This is a genomic window from Bradyrhizobium sp. IC4059, assembly GCF_020193615.1.
Classification (GTDB): domain Bacteria; phylum Pseudomonadota; class Alphaproteobacteria; order Rhizobiales; family Xanthobacteraceae; genus Bradyrhizobium; species Bradyrhizobium yuanmingense.
The window spans coordinates 208,369-224,839 of sequence record NZ_JADYVH010000001.1 but is presented as its reverse complement, the minus strand read 5'-3'; the positions used below and the strand labels follow the sequence as shown (position 1 = coordinate 224,839).

At 64.7% G+C, this 16,471-nt stretch carries 10 protein-coding genes; 7 read left to right on the top strand and 3 right to left on the bottom strand.

The features are described 5' to 3' along the window. Window positions 1–27: 27 nt before the first annotated feature. Complete coding sequence (locus tag I6F12_RS01015) at window positions 28–1,971, bottom strand: PrkA family serine protein kinase (RefSeq protein WP_036007284.1); 1,944 nt, start codon at window positions 1,969–1,971, stop codon at window positions 28–30. 851 nt (window positions 1,972–2,822) lie between these two features. On the opposite strand from I6F12_RS01015, the gene I6F12_RS01010 reads away from it, so the two are divergent. Genes I6F12_RS01010 through I6F12_RS00985 form a run of 6 tightly spaced genes read left to right on the top strand, consistent with a single transcriptional unit; the run spans window position 2,823 to window position 10,312 of the window. After that, window positions 2,823–5,672: a bifunctional transaldolase/phosoglucose isomerase gene (locus I6F12_RS01010; RefSeq protein ID WP_225155298.1), complete on the top strand. Its 2,850-nt coding sequence runs from the start codon at window positions 2,823–2,825 to the stop codon at window positions 5,670–5,672. Window positions 5,673–5,685: 13 nt separating this feature from the next. Beyond that, window positions 5,686–6,684 carry a phosphogluconate dehydrogenase (NAD(+)-dependent, decarboxylating) gene (gene gnd, locus I6F12_RS01005; RefSeq protein WP_225112112.1) on the top strand — a complete coding sequence of 333 codons (999 nt, stop codon included), beginning with the start codon at window positions 5,686–5,688 and terminating at the stop codon, window positions 6,682–6,684. Between the two features lie 29 nt (window positions 6,685–6,713). Continuing rightward, window positions 6,714–8,225 (top strand): glucose-6-phosphate dehydrogenase, encoded by a 1,512-nt coding sequence (zwf, locus tag I6F12_RS01000; protein ID WP_225155297.1) that lies wholly within the window; start codon window positions 6,714–6,716, stop codon window positions 8,223–8,225. Next, window positions 8,225–8,974, top strand: a complete 750-nt coding sequence (gene pgl, locus I6F12_RS00995; RefSeq protein ID WP_225155729.1) for a 6-phosphogluconolactonase — start codon at window positions 8,225–8,227, stop codon at window positions 8,972–8,974. The genes zwf and pgl overlap by 1 nt, the downstream gene beginning before the upstream one ends. After that, the gene (locus I6F12_RS00990) at window positions 8,961–9,503 is read left to right on the top strand and encodes a gluconokinase (protein WP_225155296.1); all 543 of its coding nucleotides are present in this window, start codon (window positions 8,961–8,963) and stop codon (window positions 9,501–9,503) included. The genes pgl and I6F12_RS00990 overlap by 14 nt, the downstream gene beginning before the upstream one ends. Next, a complete protein-coding gene (locus I6F12_RS00985) occupies window positions 9,500–10,312 on the top strand; it encodes an HAD family hydrolase (RefSeq protein ID WP_225112109.1) in 813 nt (270 codons plus the stop codon). Before I6F12_RS00990 ends, I6F12_RS00985 begins: the two co-directional genes overlap by 4 nt. 209 nt (window positions 10,313–10,521) lie before the next feature. On the opposite strand, the gene I6F12_RS00980 is transcribed toward I6F12_RS00985, so the two are convergent. After that, window positions 10,522–12,324, bottom strand: a complete 1,803-nt coding sequence (locus tag I6F12_RS00980; protein ID WP_225149133.1) for a glycoside hydrolase family 15 protein — start codon at window positions 12,322–12,324, stop codon at window positions 10,522–10,524. A gap of 30 nt (window positions 12,325–12,354) precedes the next feature. Then, window positions 12,355–14,316 (bottom strand): 4-alpha-glucanotransferase, encoded by a 1,962-nt coding sequence (gene malQ / locus I6F12_RS00975; protein WP_225155295.1) that lies wholly within the window; start codon window positions 14,314–14,316, stop codon window positions 12,355–12,357. Window positions 14,317–14,520: 204 nt separating this feature from the next. Between malQ and I6F12_RS00970 the strand changes: the two genes are divergently transcribed. After that, window positions 14,521–16,467, top strand: a complete 1,947-nt coding sequence (locus I6F12_RS00970; RefSeq protein WP_225155294.1) for a maltotransferase domain-containing protein — start codon at window positions 14,521–14,523, stop codon at window positions 16,465–16,467. Window positions 16,468–16,471: the final 4 nt, after the last annotated feature.

Genomic DNA, 16,471 nt, shown 5'->3' with positions numbered 1-16,471 from the left:
CACTTTACCATTCGCCTCCCATCCGCCTCAACCGGCCTGCTTCACGCGCATGTACCATTCGACGAGCCGGCGAACCTGACGTTCGGTATAGCCGCGCTCCACCATGCGTGCGACGAACTCGCCGTGCTTCTTCTCCGTCTCGCCGTCCTTCTTCGACCCGAAGGAGATGACCGGAAGCAGGTCCTCGACTTGGGAGAATATCCGCTTTTCGATCACATCGCGAATCTTCTCGTAGGAGGTCCAGGTCGGGTTTTTGCCGCCGTTCTGGGCCCGGGAGCGTAACGAGAATTTGACGACCTCGTTGCGGAAATCCTTGGGGTTGGCGATGCCCGCCGGCTTCTCGATTTTCGTCAGCTCCTGGTTCAAAAGCTCGCGATCGAGCAGCTGGCCGGTATCGGGATCCTTGAAGTCCTGGTCCTCGATCCAGGCGTCGGCATAGTCGACGTAGCGATCGAACAGGTTCTGCCCGTAATCCGAGTAGGATTCGAGATAGGCCTTCTGGATCTCGTTGCCGATGAACTCGGCGTAGCGCGGTGCGAGCTCGGCCTTGATGAACTCGAGATAGCGTTTCTCGGTCTCCTCAGGCAGCTGCTCGCGGCGGATCGCCTGCTCCAGCGCGTACATCAGATGCACGGCGTCGGCAGCCACCTCCTGCGGATCGTGGTTGAACGTCGCAGCCAGGATCTTGAAGGCGAATCGGGTCGAGGCGCCATCCATGCCCTCGTCGACACCGGCGGCGTCGCGATATTCCTGGACGCTGCGCGCCTTCGGATCGGATTCCTTCAGGCTCTCGCCGTCGTAGACCCGCATCTTGGCGAACAGGGTGGAGTTCTCGTGCTTGCGCAGGCGCGACATCACCGAGAACCGCGCCAGCGTCTCCAGCGTCGACGGCGCGCAAGGAGCCGAGGCGAGCTCGGAGCCCTGGATCAGCTTCTCGTAGATCTTCTGCTCCTCGGTGACCCTGAGGCAGTAGGGCACCTTGATGACGCAGATGCGGTCGATGAAGGCTTCGTTGTTCTTGTTGGCCTTGAAGCTGGCCCACTCGGCTTCGTTCGAGTGCGCCAGGATGATGCCGGTGAACGGGATCGCGCCGATATTCTCGGTGCCGATATAGTTGCCTTCCTGGGTTGCGGTCAGCAACGGGTGCAGCATCTTGATCGGCGCCTTGAACATCTCGACGAACTCGAGCACGCCCTGGTTGGCGCGGTTGAGACCGCCGGAATAGCTGTAGGCGTCGGGATCGTTCTGGGCGTAGGTCTCGAGCTTGCGGATGTCGACCTTGCCGACCAGCGAGGAGATGTCCTGGTTGTTCTCGTCACCGGGCTCGGTCTTGGCGATCGCGATCTGGCGCAGCCGCGAGGGCTGGATCTTGGCGACCCGGAATTGCGAGATGTCGCCGCCGAAGGCTTCGAGCCGCTTGTAGCACCACGGGCTCATCAGGCCGGTGAGGCGACGGCGCGGAATGCCGTACTTCTCCTCCAGCATCGGACCGAGCTGATCGGGATCGAACAGGCTGAGCGGGCTCTCGAACACCGGCGAGAGCTCGTCGCCGGCCTTGAGCACGTAGATCGGCTGCACTTCCATCAGCGACTTGAGCCGCTCGGCGAGCGAGGACTTGCCGCCGCCGACCGGGCCGAGCAAATAGAGGATCTGCTTGCGCTCTTCGAGACCTTGCGCCGCATGGCGGAAGAAACCGACGATGCGCTCGATGGTTTCCTCCATGCCGTAGAAGCCGGCGAAGGCTGGATAGGTGCGGATGGTGCGGTTCAAAAAAATACGGCCAAGGCGTGGGTCCTTGGCCGTGTCAATCGTCTGAGGCTCACCGATCGCCGCTAGCAGTCGTTCAGCCGCGTTCGCGTATTTCATGGGATCGCTTCGACACGATTCCAGATATTCCGCCATCGACATGTCGTGCTGGCTTCTCGCCTCGAACGACCGAGCGAAAGCGTTGAATAGAGAATCGTTGTACATGATCCCTCTCCGCGTGAGTTCCGCTACAAGCTGAAACGAAAGCAGTTACCGGACCGTTCCTCAGGCCGTTTCGAATCAGCGTGAGCACATGACAGTCATTGGACACCCGGGTGCCGACTCGACGCAACGCACAACGTAGGCACTCCATGAGTTACGAACAGGCACCTGCCTGTAATTTGTGCGAATCTCTGTCTATTCTGGCTCATTTCCAGAAAATGTCACTCGGTCGCCACATCCGGGCGTTCCCGGGGATGGTCCCATCCGGCAATGCAGCATAGCGATCGGGGAGCGGCGATCTTATGACGCTTGTACGGCGAAGCCTTGCGGTCCCCGTTCATCTTCCTGCTGCAATGCGGTGTGCTGGCAGCCTGTACGTCGCGGCAACGCGCAGCACCGTGTCACAGTCGCTGCCAGGCCAGGCCCACCCCGACGGATGACAACGCGATCGTTCTGTGCGTAACGGCCAGCTTGGGATGCTGCGGAGCTCTTCGCATGTCCGGCGTCGGCCTCAGCACGATCATTTCGTGACCGCGGCAATCTTCGAGCAAGATCTCCGCTGTCGAACCCCGTGGCAGAAATTCATTGTCGATACGGAGAGCGCGGATGCGTAGGAGTGGATGACGACGACATGCCCGCTGGACAGCGAGGCGCTAAGATCGGCCGGATGGTGAACGACCTTTACGCAACAGCAAGCTGCCCGTCTGGATCGCCATGATCGCGACGGAGTTACACTGGAGGGTATGACTCCCGCACCCTTGATTGGTTCCCTCCCGGGTGCATGTAGGCTAGAGGATAGCGCGTCAGACCTTCGCGAAAACCCCTCGTCCGCAGGCTTGGAGATAATAAGCATCATGAATCCCGTCAAAGAACTGGAAAAGCACGGACAGGCGGTCTGGCTCGACTTCCTGGCCCGCGGCTTCATCGCCAAGGGCGACCTGAAGCGGCTGATCGACACCGACGGCGTCAAGGGCGTCACCTCCAACCCGTCGATTTTCGAAAAGGCGATCGGCAGCTCGGACGAATATGACGCCCCGATCGGCAAGGCGCTGAAGCGCGGCGACCGCAATGTGGCCGACCTGTTCGAGGCCGTCGCGATCGAGGACATCCAGAACGCCGCCGACGTGCTGCGCCCGGTCTACGACCGCCTCAAGGGCGGTGACGGCTATGTCAGCCTGGAGGTCTCGCCCTATCTCGCCATGGACACATCGGGCACGATCGCGGAGGCGCGGCGGCTCTGGAAGGACGTCGGTCGCAAGAACCTGATGGTGAAGGTGCCGGCGACGCCGGAGGGCCTGCCGGCGATCGAGCAGCTGATCAGCGAGGGCATCAGCATCAACATCACGCTACTGTTCTCCAAGGCCGTCTATCTCGAGGTGGCCGAGGCCTACATCGCCGGTCTGGAGACCTACGTCGCCGGCGGCGGCGATCCGTCGCATGTGGCCAGCGTCGCCAGCTTCTTCGTCAGCCGGATCGATTCGGTGGTCGACAAGCAGCTGGACGAGAAGATCGCCCGCGCCAACGATCCGTCCGAGAAGGAACGTCTCGCCGCGCTCAAGGGCAAGGTGGCGATCGCCAACGCCAAGCTCGCCTATCAGGACTACAAGCGCCTGTTCGCAGGCCCGCGCTGGGAGAAGCTCGCCGGCAAGGGCGCCAAGCCGCAGCGCATGCTGTGGGCCTCCACCGGCACCAAGAACAAGGATTACAGCGACGTCCTCTATGTCGAGGAGCTGATCGGCCCAGACACCATCAACACCGTGCCGCCTGCAACGCTGGATGCGTTCCGCGACCACGGCAAGCCGCGCGACAGCCTGGAGGAGAACGTCGAGGACGCGAAGCGCGTGCTGGACGAGCTGGAGCGCTCCGGCATCTCGCTCGATGCGATTGCCGAGGAGCTGGTCAAGGACGGCGTCAAGCTGTTTGCGGATGCCGCCGACAAGCTCTACGGCGCCGTCGCCCACAAGCGCGCCGTCGTGCTCGGGCCCGCACTCGACCGCCAGCAGCTTTCGCTCGGCGACGGGCTCGGCAAGGCGCTGGCCAAGACCACCGAAGAGTGGCGGGCGTCGGCCAAGATCCGCAGGCTGTGGCAGCGCGACAAGTCGGTCTGGACCGGTGCGGACGAGGACAAATGGCTGGGCTGGCTCGACAGTCCAGCCAAGGCCGACATTGCCGATTACGAGGACTATGCGGGCCGCGTGAAGGGCCAGAAATTCTCCGACGCCGTCGTGCTCGGCATGGGCGGCTCCAGCCTCGGCCCCGAGGTGCTGGCGGAGACCTTCGGCAAGAAGGCCGGCTTCCCCAAGCTGCACGTGCTCGACTCCACCGATCCGGCGCAGGTGCGGGCGATGGAGGCGAAGATCGACATCGCGAACACCGTCTTCATCGTCTCCAGCAAGTCCGGCGGCACCACCGAGCCGAACGCGATGAAGGACTATTTCCACGAGCAGGTTGCCAAGGCGGTGGGGCCGAAGGTGAAGACCGGGCATCGCTTCATCGCGGTGACCGATCCCGGCTCGTCGCTGGAGAAGGCGGCGAAGAGCCTTCATTACGCCCGCATCTTCCATGGCGAGCCCTCGATCGGCGGACGCTATTCGGTGCTCTCGCCCTTCGGCTTGGTGCCGGCGGCAACCGCGGGCATCGACGTCAAGAGCTTCGTCAAGCATGCGCTGGCGATGGCCCGCTCCTGTGGCCCCGATGTGCCGCCGTCCGAAAACCCGGGTGTGCAGCTCGGCCTTGCCATGGGTCTCGCCGGGCTCGAAGGCCGCGACAAGGTGACGATCCTGGCGTCGAAGAAGATCGCCGATTTCGGCGCCTGGGCCGAGCAGCTGATCGCGGAATCGACCGGCAAGGAGGGCAAGGGCCTGATCCCGATCGAGGGCGAGCCGCTGGGCGATCCCTCCGTCTACGGCAACGACCGCTTCTTCATCGACATCCGCGTTGAAGGCGAGGCGGATGCCGCACACGATTCCCAGCTTGCCGCGATCGAGGCGGCGGGCCACCCCGTGGTGCGCATCGTCATGAAGTCGATCGAGCATCTCGGCCAGGAGTTCTTCCGCTTCGAGATGGCAACCGCCGTGGCCGGCAGCATTCTCGGCATCAACCCGTTCGACCAGCCGGACGTCGAAGCGGCCAAGATCAAGACCCGCGAGCTCACCGCTGCGTTCGAGAAGACCGGCAAGCTGCCGGCGGAAGAGCCGGTGGTCAGCACCAAGGAAGCCGATCTCTACACCGACGAGGCCAATGCCACGGCGCTACGCGCCGCCGGCGCCAATGGCGATCTCGGCTCCTGGCTGAAGGCGCATCTGTCGCGATCCAGCGACGGAGACTACGTCGCCCTGCTCGGCTACATCGCGCGCGACAAGGCCACGATCGACGCGCTTCAGGCCATGCGCCTCGAGGTGCGCGAGAAGCGGCATGTCGCAACCTGCGCCGAGTTCGGCCCGCGCTTCCTGCATTCGACGGGACAGGCCTACAAGGGCGGGCCCGACAGCGGCGTCTTCCTCCAGATCACCGCCGATGACGCCAAGGACCTGCCTGTGCCGGGCCAGAAGGCGAGCTTCGGCGTGATCAAGGCGGCGCAGGCCCGCGGCGATTTCGACGTGCTGACGGAACGCGGCCGGCGTGCGCTGCGGGTGCACCTGAAGGGCGGGCTCAAGAAAGGCCTTGCCGCGCTCAATGCAGCGCTCAACGACGCGCTGAACTAAAGGAATAATGCAGATGCAACTCGGCATGATCGGCCTCGGCCGAATGGGCGGCAACATCGTTCGCCGCCTGATGCGCCACGGGCATTCGACGGTGGTCTACGACAAGGACGCCAAGGCCGTCGCGGGCCTTGCCGCCGACGGCGCGGTCGGCTCGGCGACGCTGGAAGAGTTCGTCGCCAAGCTGGAGCGGCCGCGCACGGCCTGGGTGATGCTGCCGGCAGGACGCATCACCGAGACCACGATCGAGACGATCGCCGGCGTGATGCAGGAAGGCGACGTCATCATCGACGGCGGCAACACCTTCTGGCAGGACGACGTCCGCCGCGGCAAGGCGCTGAAGGCGCGCGGCATCCATTACGTCGATGTCGGCACTTCCGGCGGCGTCTGGGGGCTCGACCGCGGCTATTGCATGATGATCGGCGGTGAGAAGCAGGTGGTCGACCGGCTCGATCCGATCTTCGCGGCGCTCGCGCCGGGCGCCGGCGACATTCCGCGCACCCCGGGGCGCGAGGGCCGCGATCCCCGCGTCGAGCAAGGCTACATCCACGCCGGGCCCGTCGGCGCCGGCCATTTCGTCAAGATGATCCACAACGGCATCGAATACGGCCTGATGCAGGCCTATGCCGAAGGTTTCGACATCCTCAGGAATGCCAATATCGAGGCTTTGCCGGCGGATCATCGCTACGATTTCGATCTCGCCGACATCGCTGAAGTGTGGCGGCGTGGCAGCGTGATTCCGTCCTGGCTGCTCGACCTCACCTCGACCGCCCTCGCCGACAGTCCGCAACTGTCGGAATATTCCGGCTTCGTGGAGGATTCCGGCGAAGGCCGCTGGACCGTGAATGCGGCGGTCGACGAGGCCGTGCCGGCCGAGGTTTTGACCGCGGCGCTCTACACACGTTTCCGTTCCCGCCGGGAACACACCTTCGCTGAAAAAATTCTCTCGGCGATGCGCGCAGGGTTCGGCGGACACAAGGAGCCGAAGCAGCCGGGCGCGGCGAAGCCGAAGTAACGAGTAAACCAAGCGAAGGCCGACCATTCGTGACAAAAGACTCGCAGCCAAAGCGCAAGCCGGAAAATTGCGCCTTCGTCATCTTCGGCGTCACCGGCGATCTCACCCATCGCCTGGTGATGCCCTCGCTCTACAACCTGGCCGCCGAGCATCTTCTGCCGGAGAAATTCTGCGTCGTCGGCGTCGCCCGCAGGGGCCAGTCGGATGAGGAGCTGCGCGACAGCCTGCTGAAGGGCTTGCGGCAATTCGCGACGCGCCCGGTGGACGACGACATCGCGACGAGGCTTTTGGAATGCGTGACCTTCGTCGAGGCCGACGCAAAGGATCCGCCCTCCTTCGACCGCCTGCGCCAGCATCTGGATTCGCTGGAATGCGCGCAGGACACCGGCGGCAACCGGCTGTTCTATCTGGCAACGCCGCCGGCCGCGTTCGCGCCGACCGCGCGGGAGCTCGGCCGCACCGGCATGATGAGGGAGAACGGCGCCTGGCGGCGGCTCGTGATCGAAAAGCCGTTCGGCACCGATCTGGCCTCGGCCCGCGCGCTGAATGCCGAACTCTTGAAGATCATGGACGAGCACCAGATCTACCGGATTGATCATTATCTCGGCAAGGAAACGGTGCAGAACATCCTGGTGCTGCGCTTTGCCAACGGCATGTTCGAGCCCATCTGGAATCGCAACCACATCGACCACATCCAGATCACCGTGGAAGAGAAGCTCGGGGTCGGCCACCGCGGCGGCTTCTATGATGCCACCGGCGCGCTGCGCGACATGGTGCCGAACCACCTGTTCCAGCTGATGTCGCTGGTCGCGATGGAGCCTCCCGCCCGCTTCGACGCACATTCCGTACGCTCCGAGAAGGCGGACGTGCTGACATCGATCCAGCTGCCCAGCCGGGAGGACGCACTGAAGAATTCGGTGCGCGCGCAATATCTCGCGGGCCGCAGCGGCGACGACGAGATCACGGACTATCGCAAGACCGCGGACGTCAAGCCCGACAGCACCACCGAGACCTTTGTCGCGCTCAAGCTGATGATCGACAATTGGCGCTGGGCCGGCGTGCCGTTCTACTTGCGCACCGGCAAGGCGCTCGGCCACAAGCGCACCGAAGTCGCGATCAAGTTCAAGCAGGCGCCGCTGTCGATGTTCTCAGGGACGGACGTCGACCGGCTGTCGCAGAACTTCCTCACCATCGGCATCGCGCCGACTGAGACCATCGAGCTGCAGTTCAACGCCAAGATCCCGGGGCCGAGCATCACCATAGACGGCGTCGAGATGAAGTTCCGCTATGGCGACTATTTCCGCGCCGATCCCTCGACCGGCTATGAGACGCTGATCTACGACTGCATGATCGGCGACAACATCCTGTTCCAGCGCGCCGACGGCATCGAGGCCGGCTGGCAGGCCGTGCAGCCATTCCTAGACGCCTGGAAGAGCGCGGGCAGCAACGGCATCGAAACCTATGAAGCCGGCAGCGACGGCCCTGCCTGCGCCGACGAGCTGCTCCGGCGCGACGGCCGAAGCTGGCGGAAGTACTCGTGATGGCTCCGGCCGAGCAGCCGAAGCTGATCATCGAGGCCGATGCCGAAGCTCTCGCCCGCGCCGCGGCCGAACGGGTGATGGCGCGGATCGCGGCCAATGCCGGCCGCATCGCGATCTGCCTCACCGGCGGCTCCAGCCCGAGGACGCTGTATCAGTTGCTCGGCAGCGAGGCCTGGCGCGGCAGGATTCCGTGGGAGCGCGTGCACTGGTTCATCGGCGACGAGCGCTTCGTGCCCGAAAGCGATCCCCTCAACAACATGGCGGTCGCCCGCGCGACCTTTCTCGATCGCCACGCGCCCGCCGGCCATATTCACCCGATCCCGACCACAGCCGACAATCCCGATGCCGCTGCGGAAGCCTATGCGCGTGAGCTGCAGGCCTTCTATGGCGGAGACCAGCTCGATCCCGCACGTCCGCTGTTCGATCTCGTCCTGATGGGCGCAGGACCGGACGGCCACACCGCCTCGCTGTTTCCCGGTTACCCCGAGATCGAGGAGACCCGACGCTGGGTCGTCGGCGTTCCCAAGGCGAACGTTGCGCCGTTCGTGCCGCGGGTCTCGCTCACCCTGCCCGCTTTGGCCTCCTGCCGCGAGATGCTGTTCGAGATTGCCGGGCACGACAAGCGGCCGATCTTGACGCGCCTCTGCAATGGCGAGAATCTGCCGGCCTTACGCGCGCGCTCGAACGGCGAGACCGTCTGGCTGGTCGACAGGGCCGCGCTTCCGGAGGACATTCGTGGGCCGCGCTGAAGCACCTTGTGCATTGATCGTGATGGGCGTGTCGGGCTCGGGCAAGAGCACGGTTGCGAAGGCGCTCGGCGAGCGCCTCGGCTGGCGTTTCGAGGACGGCGACAGCTTCCATCCCGCCAGCAATGTCGAGAAGATGCGGGCCGGCCATCCCCTCACCGACGAAGACCGCTGGCCCTGGCTGAATGCCATCGCCGACGAAATCGCGCGGGTCTGCGGCCGCGGCGAGCACGTCATCATCGCCTGCTCGGCGCTGAAGCACGCCTATCGCGACGTGCTGCTGCGCGGACGCGATGACGTCCGCTTCGTGTTCCTGAAGGGCACGAAGGAGCTGATCGCCGAGCGGCTCGCGCAGCGCAAGGGGCACTTCATGCCGCCCGGACTGCTCGCCAGCCAGTTCGAGACGCTGGAGCCTCCGGAGCCGGGCGAGCACGTCATTACCGTCTCGATCGACGAGACCGTCGAGGCGATCGTAGACGGCATCGTGCGGCAGCTCAAAGTGGGCGGCGCAACACCCAAGGTTCTGCCATGACCCAAATCTCACTCGTGGTCTCCGACGTCGACGGCACGCTGCTGACCAAGGACAAGACGCTGACGGAGCGCGCGAAGAACGCCGTGCAGCGGCTGCACCAGGCTGGCATCGGTTTCACCATCACCTCCAGCCGTCCGGCGATCGGCATGCGCTTCTTGATCGAGCCGCTGGCGCTGTGGCTGCCGGTTGGGCCGTTCAACGGCTCCTCGATCGTCGATCCCGAGATGCGGCCGGTCGAGCAGCACCTGATTCCAGCGCGCGCGGCCGAGCGCACCTTGCAGATCCTCCGCGACTACGGCGCCGACGTCTGGCTGTTCACCACCGACAAATGGCTGATCGACAATCCCAGCGGCAGCTACGTCGCGCACGAGCGGCACACGATCCGCTCCGATCCGACGATCGTGACTGACTTCACGCCCTACCTTGCCAGCGCCTGCAAGATCGTCGGCGCCAGCGCCGACGCGGCCCGGCTCGAGGCGTGCGAGAAGGTGATGCAGGAAGCCCTCGGCAGCGCGGCGACCGCGGTGCGCTCGCAGACCTATTATCTCGACATCACCCCGCCGGGCTTCAACAAGGGCACATTCGTGCAAGCGATGGCCAGGCGCCTCGGCATCTCCACCGACGCGGTCGCCACCATCGGCGACATGCAGAACGACCTCGCCATGTTCCGCGTCAGCGGCACCTCGATCGCCATGGGCAACGCCGCCGACAACGTCAAGGACGAGGCGACGCACGTCACTGCGACCAACGAGCAGGACGGCTTTGCCGAGGCGATGGAGATGATCTTGACGCGGAATGGGGTGGGCTAAAGCGGAATGGCTTAGATTGACTCGATTGCCACGGGCTCGGTGCAACCTCTCCCGCTTGCGGGAGAGGTCGCGCCGAAGGCGCGGGTGAGGGCTTTCTCCTCTAGGGGGCTATCCCATTGCGGAGACACCCTCTCCCCAACCCTCTCCCGCAAGCGGGAGAGGGAGTGCACCGTGCTCGTGGCGGCAAAAGCGCCTGACGGCGCTTCCTACTACTTCGACCGCTGCACTGCCGGCTTCTCGCTGCCCTGCCTTGCCGCCGATAAATTGTGCGCCGTGTTGATCAGCGCGATGTGGGTCAGCGCCTGCGGGAAATTGCCGGTCTGGCGGCGGGCCACGGAATCGTATTCTTCGGCCAGTAGCCCGACGTCGTTGGCGATGCCGACCACGCGGTCAAGCAGAACTTGCGCCTTGTCGAGATCGCCCGACAGCACGTAGGCATCGGCGAGCCATAGCGTGCACGCCAGGAAGGCGCCTTCGAGCGGCGGCTGGTCCGGGGGCAGCTCGCGCGGGTCGTGCCGCAGCACGAAACCGTCGCGCATCAGGCATTTTTCGGCCGCGGCGATGGTGCCGCGGATGCGCGGGTCGTCCGCCGGCAGGAACCCGACGGCGGGCAGCAGCAGCACGCTGGCGTCGAGCATCTTCGAGCCGTAGGACTCGACGAACGAATTCTCCTCCGCATCGAATCCCCTGTTGCAGACATCGCGATGGATGGCTTCGCGTAGCGCACGCCAGTGCAGCAGCGGCGCCTTGAAGCCGAAGGTCTCGGCGCTCTTGATGCCGCGGTCGAAGGCGACCCAGGTCATCACCTTGGAGAAGACGTAGTGCTTGGGCTGGCCGCGCCGCTCCCAGATGCCGTGGTCGGGCCGGTCCCAGACTTCGGCCAGATGATTGAGCACGGCGCATTCCAGCGCCCAGGTCGTCTCGTCGTCGAGCTTGAGCCTCGCCATGCGCGACTGGTGGAAGGCGTCGATCAATTCGCCGTAAACATCGAGCTGGAGCTGCGCGTGGGCGGCATTGCCGACGCGCACCGGCTGCGCACCCTCATAACCGTCGAGCCAGCCCGCCTCCCATTCCAGGAGGCGCCTCTGGCCCCAGATGCCGTACATGATCTGCATGTTCGCCGGGGAGCCGGCGGCCGCGCGCAGCAGCCAATTGTGCCAGGCCAGGGCTTCCTCGGTGTAGCCCGAGTTCATCAGCGCCAGCAGCGTGAAGGTGGCATCGCGCAGCCAGCAGAAGCGATAGTCCCAGTTCCTGCTGCCTCCGAGCTTCTCCGGCAAGGAGGTGGTGGGTGCCGCGACGATGCCGCCGGTCGGCGCGAAGGTCAGCGCCTTCAGCGTGATCAGCGAACGCAGGACCAGCTCCTGATAGTCGCCGTCACGGGTGCAATGGCCGCACCAGTCCTCCCAGAATTTTTCGGTCTCCTGAAGCGCCAGCTCCGCATCGATCGGCGCAGGCGGGGCGAGATGCGAGGGACCGTAAGTCAGCACGAATGGCACGGTCTCGCCTTCCTTCACCTCGAAATCCGAGACGGTGGTCAGATCCTCGCCGCGGGTCTCGACCGGAGTGCGCAGCACCGTCATGTCCTGGCCGGCGATGGCCATCAAGGAATGGTCGATCCGCCGCACCCAGGGAATATCCGCGCCGAAGCCGAAGCGGATGACGAGCTCCATCCGCATCTTCACGGTGCCACGGATGCCGCGGACCAGCCGCACGATGTCGGACGCCTTGCCGCGTAGCGGCATGAAATCGATCAGCGCGACGGTGCCGTTCTTCGTCTCGAACCGCGTTTCGAGGATGAGGGTGTTGCCGAGATAGCGCCGCGAGATGGAGGTTGCGGCCTCGCTCGGCGCGACCAGCCAGCGGCCGTTTTTGTGGGTACCGAGGATGGCGGCAAAGCATGCGTCGGAATCGAAGGCCGGCCAGCACAGCCAGTCGATCGAGCCGTTGCGCCCGACCAGCGCCGCGGTCTCGCAATCGCCGATCAGCGCATAGTCCTCGATCCTCTGAGCCAATGTCGTGCGAGCCTGGCAAGTCCCGGCGGCTCAATTCCCGCCGGGCAATGAACGTTCCCGTGTCGCAGCCTTCAAAGCAGCGAGATCGATCTTGGACGCGATCTTGTCGAGCGCGACCGGCAGGCGCTGGCGCCAGTTCGGATGCTCGTCGATCGTGCCGGGAATGTTGGGCTGGTCGATCACGCCGAGCAGATCCTCCATCGACACCGCGAGCAGCCGTGACGGCGTGCGCGACAGGAAGGCCAGCACAGAGTAGAGATCATTGGCGCTGATGCCGTTCTGGCGCAGGATCTCGTCGAGCCCGCCGAGCGCATCCCAGCGCGCCTGGTCGTTCTCGCCGGGATCGAGCCCGAGCGAGCGCTTCATCTTGAGATCGCTGAAAGAGCGCCAGCCGGCATAGGTCGACAGGTCATGCGTATTCAGCGTCACCAGCGCATTGGGCCGGTAATGGTCGACATTGCGGAAATGGCCGGCATCGTCGCGCTCGAACATCATGACGAGATAGGACCAGATGCCGAAATCCTGCATCATCTCGCGGAAACCTTCCGGCACGGTGCCGAGATCCTCGCCGATCACGATGCATTTATGGGCTGCGCTCTCGCGCGCTACGGCGGCCAGCAGTGCCTCGAACGGCATCTGCACATAGGCGCCGTTGTCGGGCTTGAAGCCGCGCGGCACCAGATAAAGCCGTTTCAGGCCGAGCACGTGATCGAGCCGGATGGCGCCGGCATGGCGCATCGACGCCGCGAGCATGTCGGCGAACGGGACGAAGGATTGCGCTTCCAGCCCGCCGGCATTGAAGCCGGCAAGGCCCCAATCCTGGCCGATCGTGTTGAGCACGTCGGGCGGCGCGCCGACCGCGAGATGACGCGAGATCGCCGTCTGCTCGTTCCAGGCATCGAAGCCGTTGGACTGCACGCCGACGGCGACGTCGAGATAGAGCCCGACCCGCATGCCGAGCTGGCTGGCCAGCTCCTTGGCCGCATGCAGCTGGCTGTCGGCCGTCCATTGCGCGAATTCGACGAACTCGACCTCGCGCTTGTCGGGGCTGTTGCGCAGCTCGGCGCATTTCGCCTCGTCCGGCTGCTGCCATTCTTGCGGCCATTCCCACCAGGGTCCGGTGAAACGATGCCGCAGCACCTCGAAACAGGCAAAGCGGGACAACAGCGGCGCGCGCTCCGCACGGAAGGCGTCAAACGCCCTGCGACGCGCCTCGCTCGCGCTTGTCACGAAGCTGTTAAAGGCGGCGCGCAGGCCCAGCCATTTCAGCGCCGCCATGTCGGTATAAGGGACGCGGTCGCCCTCGCGCAGACGGGCGGCGGTTGCGGCCGCGTCGGGCACGAGGTCGGCCGAGAATTCAGGGATCGCCTCGACGTCGATATAGAGCGGGTTGAGGAAAAGCCGGCTGTTCGGCGAATAGGGGCTGCAATCGGCCGGGTGATCGTCGAACAGGACATGCAGCGGATTGAGCCCGACGCCGTCGGCACCGAGCTGCTTGGCGAGCCGGACCAGGCCCGCGAGATCGGTGAAATCACCGATGCCCCAATTGCGGTCGGAGCGGACGCTGTAGAGCTGCACGGCGAGCAGCCAGCCGCGGTCGAAATCGCCGCCGAAACAGCGCTCGGGCGCCACGATCATCGGCACGTCTTCGCTCGCACCTTCGGCATCGGTCAGCGTCAGGCGGTGATACCCGAGCGCCAGGCCCGCGGGCCAGGCGATCACGGGCTCCCGCGTCTCGCCTGCCGCGATCACATTGCCGTTGTCGGCGATTTTCCATCGCAGCGGCGGCGCGCCGACCGACGCCAATTCCGTGCGCGGGCGTCCGAGCGCACGGACCACGACCGGCCCGCTGACGAAGCGATAGACCCGCTTCTCCGGCAGGGCATCGAGGATGGATTTGAGGGCCTCGGGCGCGGTGACCCGCAGCTTGCCGAGGGCATCGATGAATTCGGATTGAACGCCCTTGATCCGGGCTTGAGCTAAAAGATCCATTCGGCACGCAGCTTGCAGGCCATTGTTTGGCCAGGGGCATCGAGAATAACGAGATCGCGGAAGAGGTTAGTCAGGAGTAACTCGCAAACTGCGCTTGCCGTTCCCAAGGGAACCAATGACACACAAGCGGCTTTCTATCATGGTACCAAGCGTGGGTTCCCGATAAGGGAAACGGGCTCCTGCTTTCTTGTCAATGGCATCACCGTGAACAAGACAATTCAAACTGTCGAGAGTGCCGCGGCCGGCAGCGCTTTCCTGATCGAGGACGTCTATCCCGCGATCGACGGCGGCCGTTTCGCCGTGAAGCGGATCGCGGGCGAGCCGGTCGAGGTCTGGGCCGACATCTACCGCGATGGCGAGGCCGTGATCTCAGCCGCGCTGATCTGGCGAGGAGAGCAGGAGCGCGAATGGCGGAGCGAGCCGATGACCCATCACGGCAATGACCGCTGGTCCGGCGCGTTCACGCCCCCCGAGCCCGGCCAATATGTCTACGCGATCGAAGCCTGGACCGACGAGTTCGCTACATGGTCGCACGCCGCCGCGCGAAAGCGGCGCACCGGGGCCGATGTCAGCCTAGATGCGATCGAGGGCGCCGGGCTTTTGACCAAGGCGCATGGCGCGCGGCAGGACGCCGCAGCGATCATCATCAGACAGTGCGAAGATTACCTGAGGAACGGCGACATCACCTCGCTGCTCGCGACCGAGCTCGGCGAAGCCATGGCCGAGAGCCAGTCGCGGCCGGACCTGACGCGTTCGCCATTCTTCCCGCTGACTGCCGACCGCGACAAGTCGCGCTTCAGCACCTGGTATCAGATGATGCCGCGCAGCCAGAGCGCATTGCCAGGCCGGCATGGCACGCTGCGCGACTGCATCGCGCGCGTGCCTGACATCGCCGCGATGGGCTTCGACGTGCTCTACTTCACGCCGATCCACCCGATCGGCAAGACCAGCCGCAAGGGCCGCAACAATGCGCCGGTGGCCCGTGAAGGCGATCCCGGCTCGCCCTATGCGATCGGCTCGGCCGAGGGCGGCCACGATGCGCTGCATCCGGAGCTCGGCACGATCGAGGACTTCCGCGCGTTGGTCGCCACATGTCTTGAATACGGGCTCGAGCTTGCGCTGGACTTCGCGGTGCAGTGCTCGCCGGATCATCCCTGGCTGACGCAGCATCCGGAATGGTTCAAATGGCGGCCCGACCGCTCGGTGAAGACGGCGGACGGCCCCTATTCCGACATCGTTATCCCCGACTTCAATTCGGTCGATCGCGTCGGGCTGTGGAATGCGTTTCGCGACGCCATGCTGTTCTGGATCGACAAGGGTGTAACCATCTTCGCCATCGACAATCACGACACCGCGCCGCTCGCGTTCTGGGAGTGGCTGATCCGCGATATAAGCCGCCGTCATACCGACGTGATCCTGTTCTCCAAGACCTATGCACGGCCAAAGCTGATGAAGGGCCTCGCCAAGCTCGGCTTCGCGCAGTCCTTCACCTATTTCCCCTGGCGCACGGAAAAATGGGAGCTGGAGCAATATCTCGGCGAGCTGACGCGCTATCCCGAACGCGATTTCTATCGTCCGAACATGTTCGTCAACACGCCTGACCTGTTGCCCTTTCACCTGCAGAGCGGAGAGGCCTGGGCCTTCAAGTCGCGCATCGCATTGGCGGCAACGCTGTCAGGCAACTACGGCATCTACAGCGGATTCGAGCTGCTGGAGCACGACGCCATTCCCGGCCGCGAAGAATATCTGGATTCCGAGAAGTACCAGATCAGGCAGCGGGACTGGGATCGTCCCGGCAACATCAAATCGTACATCGCCGCGCTCAACCGCATCCGCAACGAGAACGCGGCGCTCCAGCAGACCGCGAATTTGCGCTTTCTCGCCATCGAGGACGGCCAGACGATCGCCTTCGCCAAGGAGGCGGCCGATCCGGCCAACATTGTCGTCGTCGTGATCGCGCTGTCGCGCCACGTGCGGGAATGCTGGCTGCCGCTCGGCGATCTCACAGTTGACGCCGGAGGACGGCGTCACCATGTGACGACACTCGAAAACCTCCTCACCGGCGAACAGTCTCGCATCGAATGGGGCGGCATCAAGTTGCGTATCGATCCCGACCGCGATCCGGCACTTCTGTTCCGCTGCCTGGCGTAAGGGG

Coding starts and splice junctions, on each gene's coding strand:
- I6F12_RS01015 (WP_036007284.1), bottom strand. CDS start 1,971: ATGTACAACGATTCTCTATTCAACGCTTTCGCTCGGTCGTTCGAGGCG.
- I6F12_RS01010 (WP_225155298.1), top strand. CDS start 2,823: ATGAATCCCGTCAAAGAACTGGAAAAGCACGGACAGGCGGTCTGGCTC.
- gnd (WP_225112112.1), top strand. CDS start 5,686: ATGCAACTCGGCATGATCGGCCTCGGCCGAATGGGCGGCAACATCGTT.
- pgl (WP_225155729.1), top strand. CDS start 8,225: ATGGCTCCGGCCGAGCAGCCGAAGCTGATCATCGAGGCCGATGCCGAA.
- I6F12_RS00985 (WP_225112109.1), top strand. CDS start 9,500: ATGACCCAAATCTCACTCGTGGTCTCCGACGTCGACGGCACGCTGCTG.
- malQ (WP_225155295.1), bottom strand. CDS start 14,316: ATGGATCTTTTAGCTCAAGCCCGGATCAAGGGCGTTCAATCCGAATTC.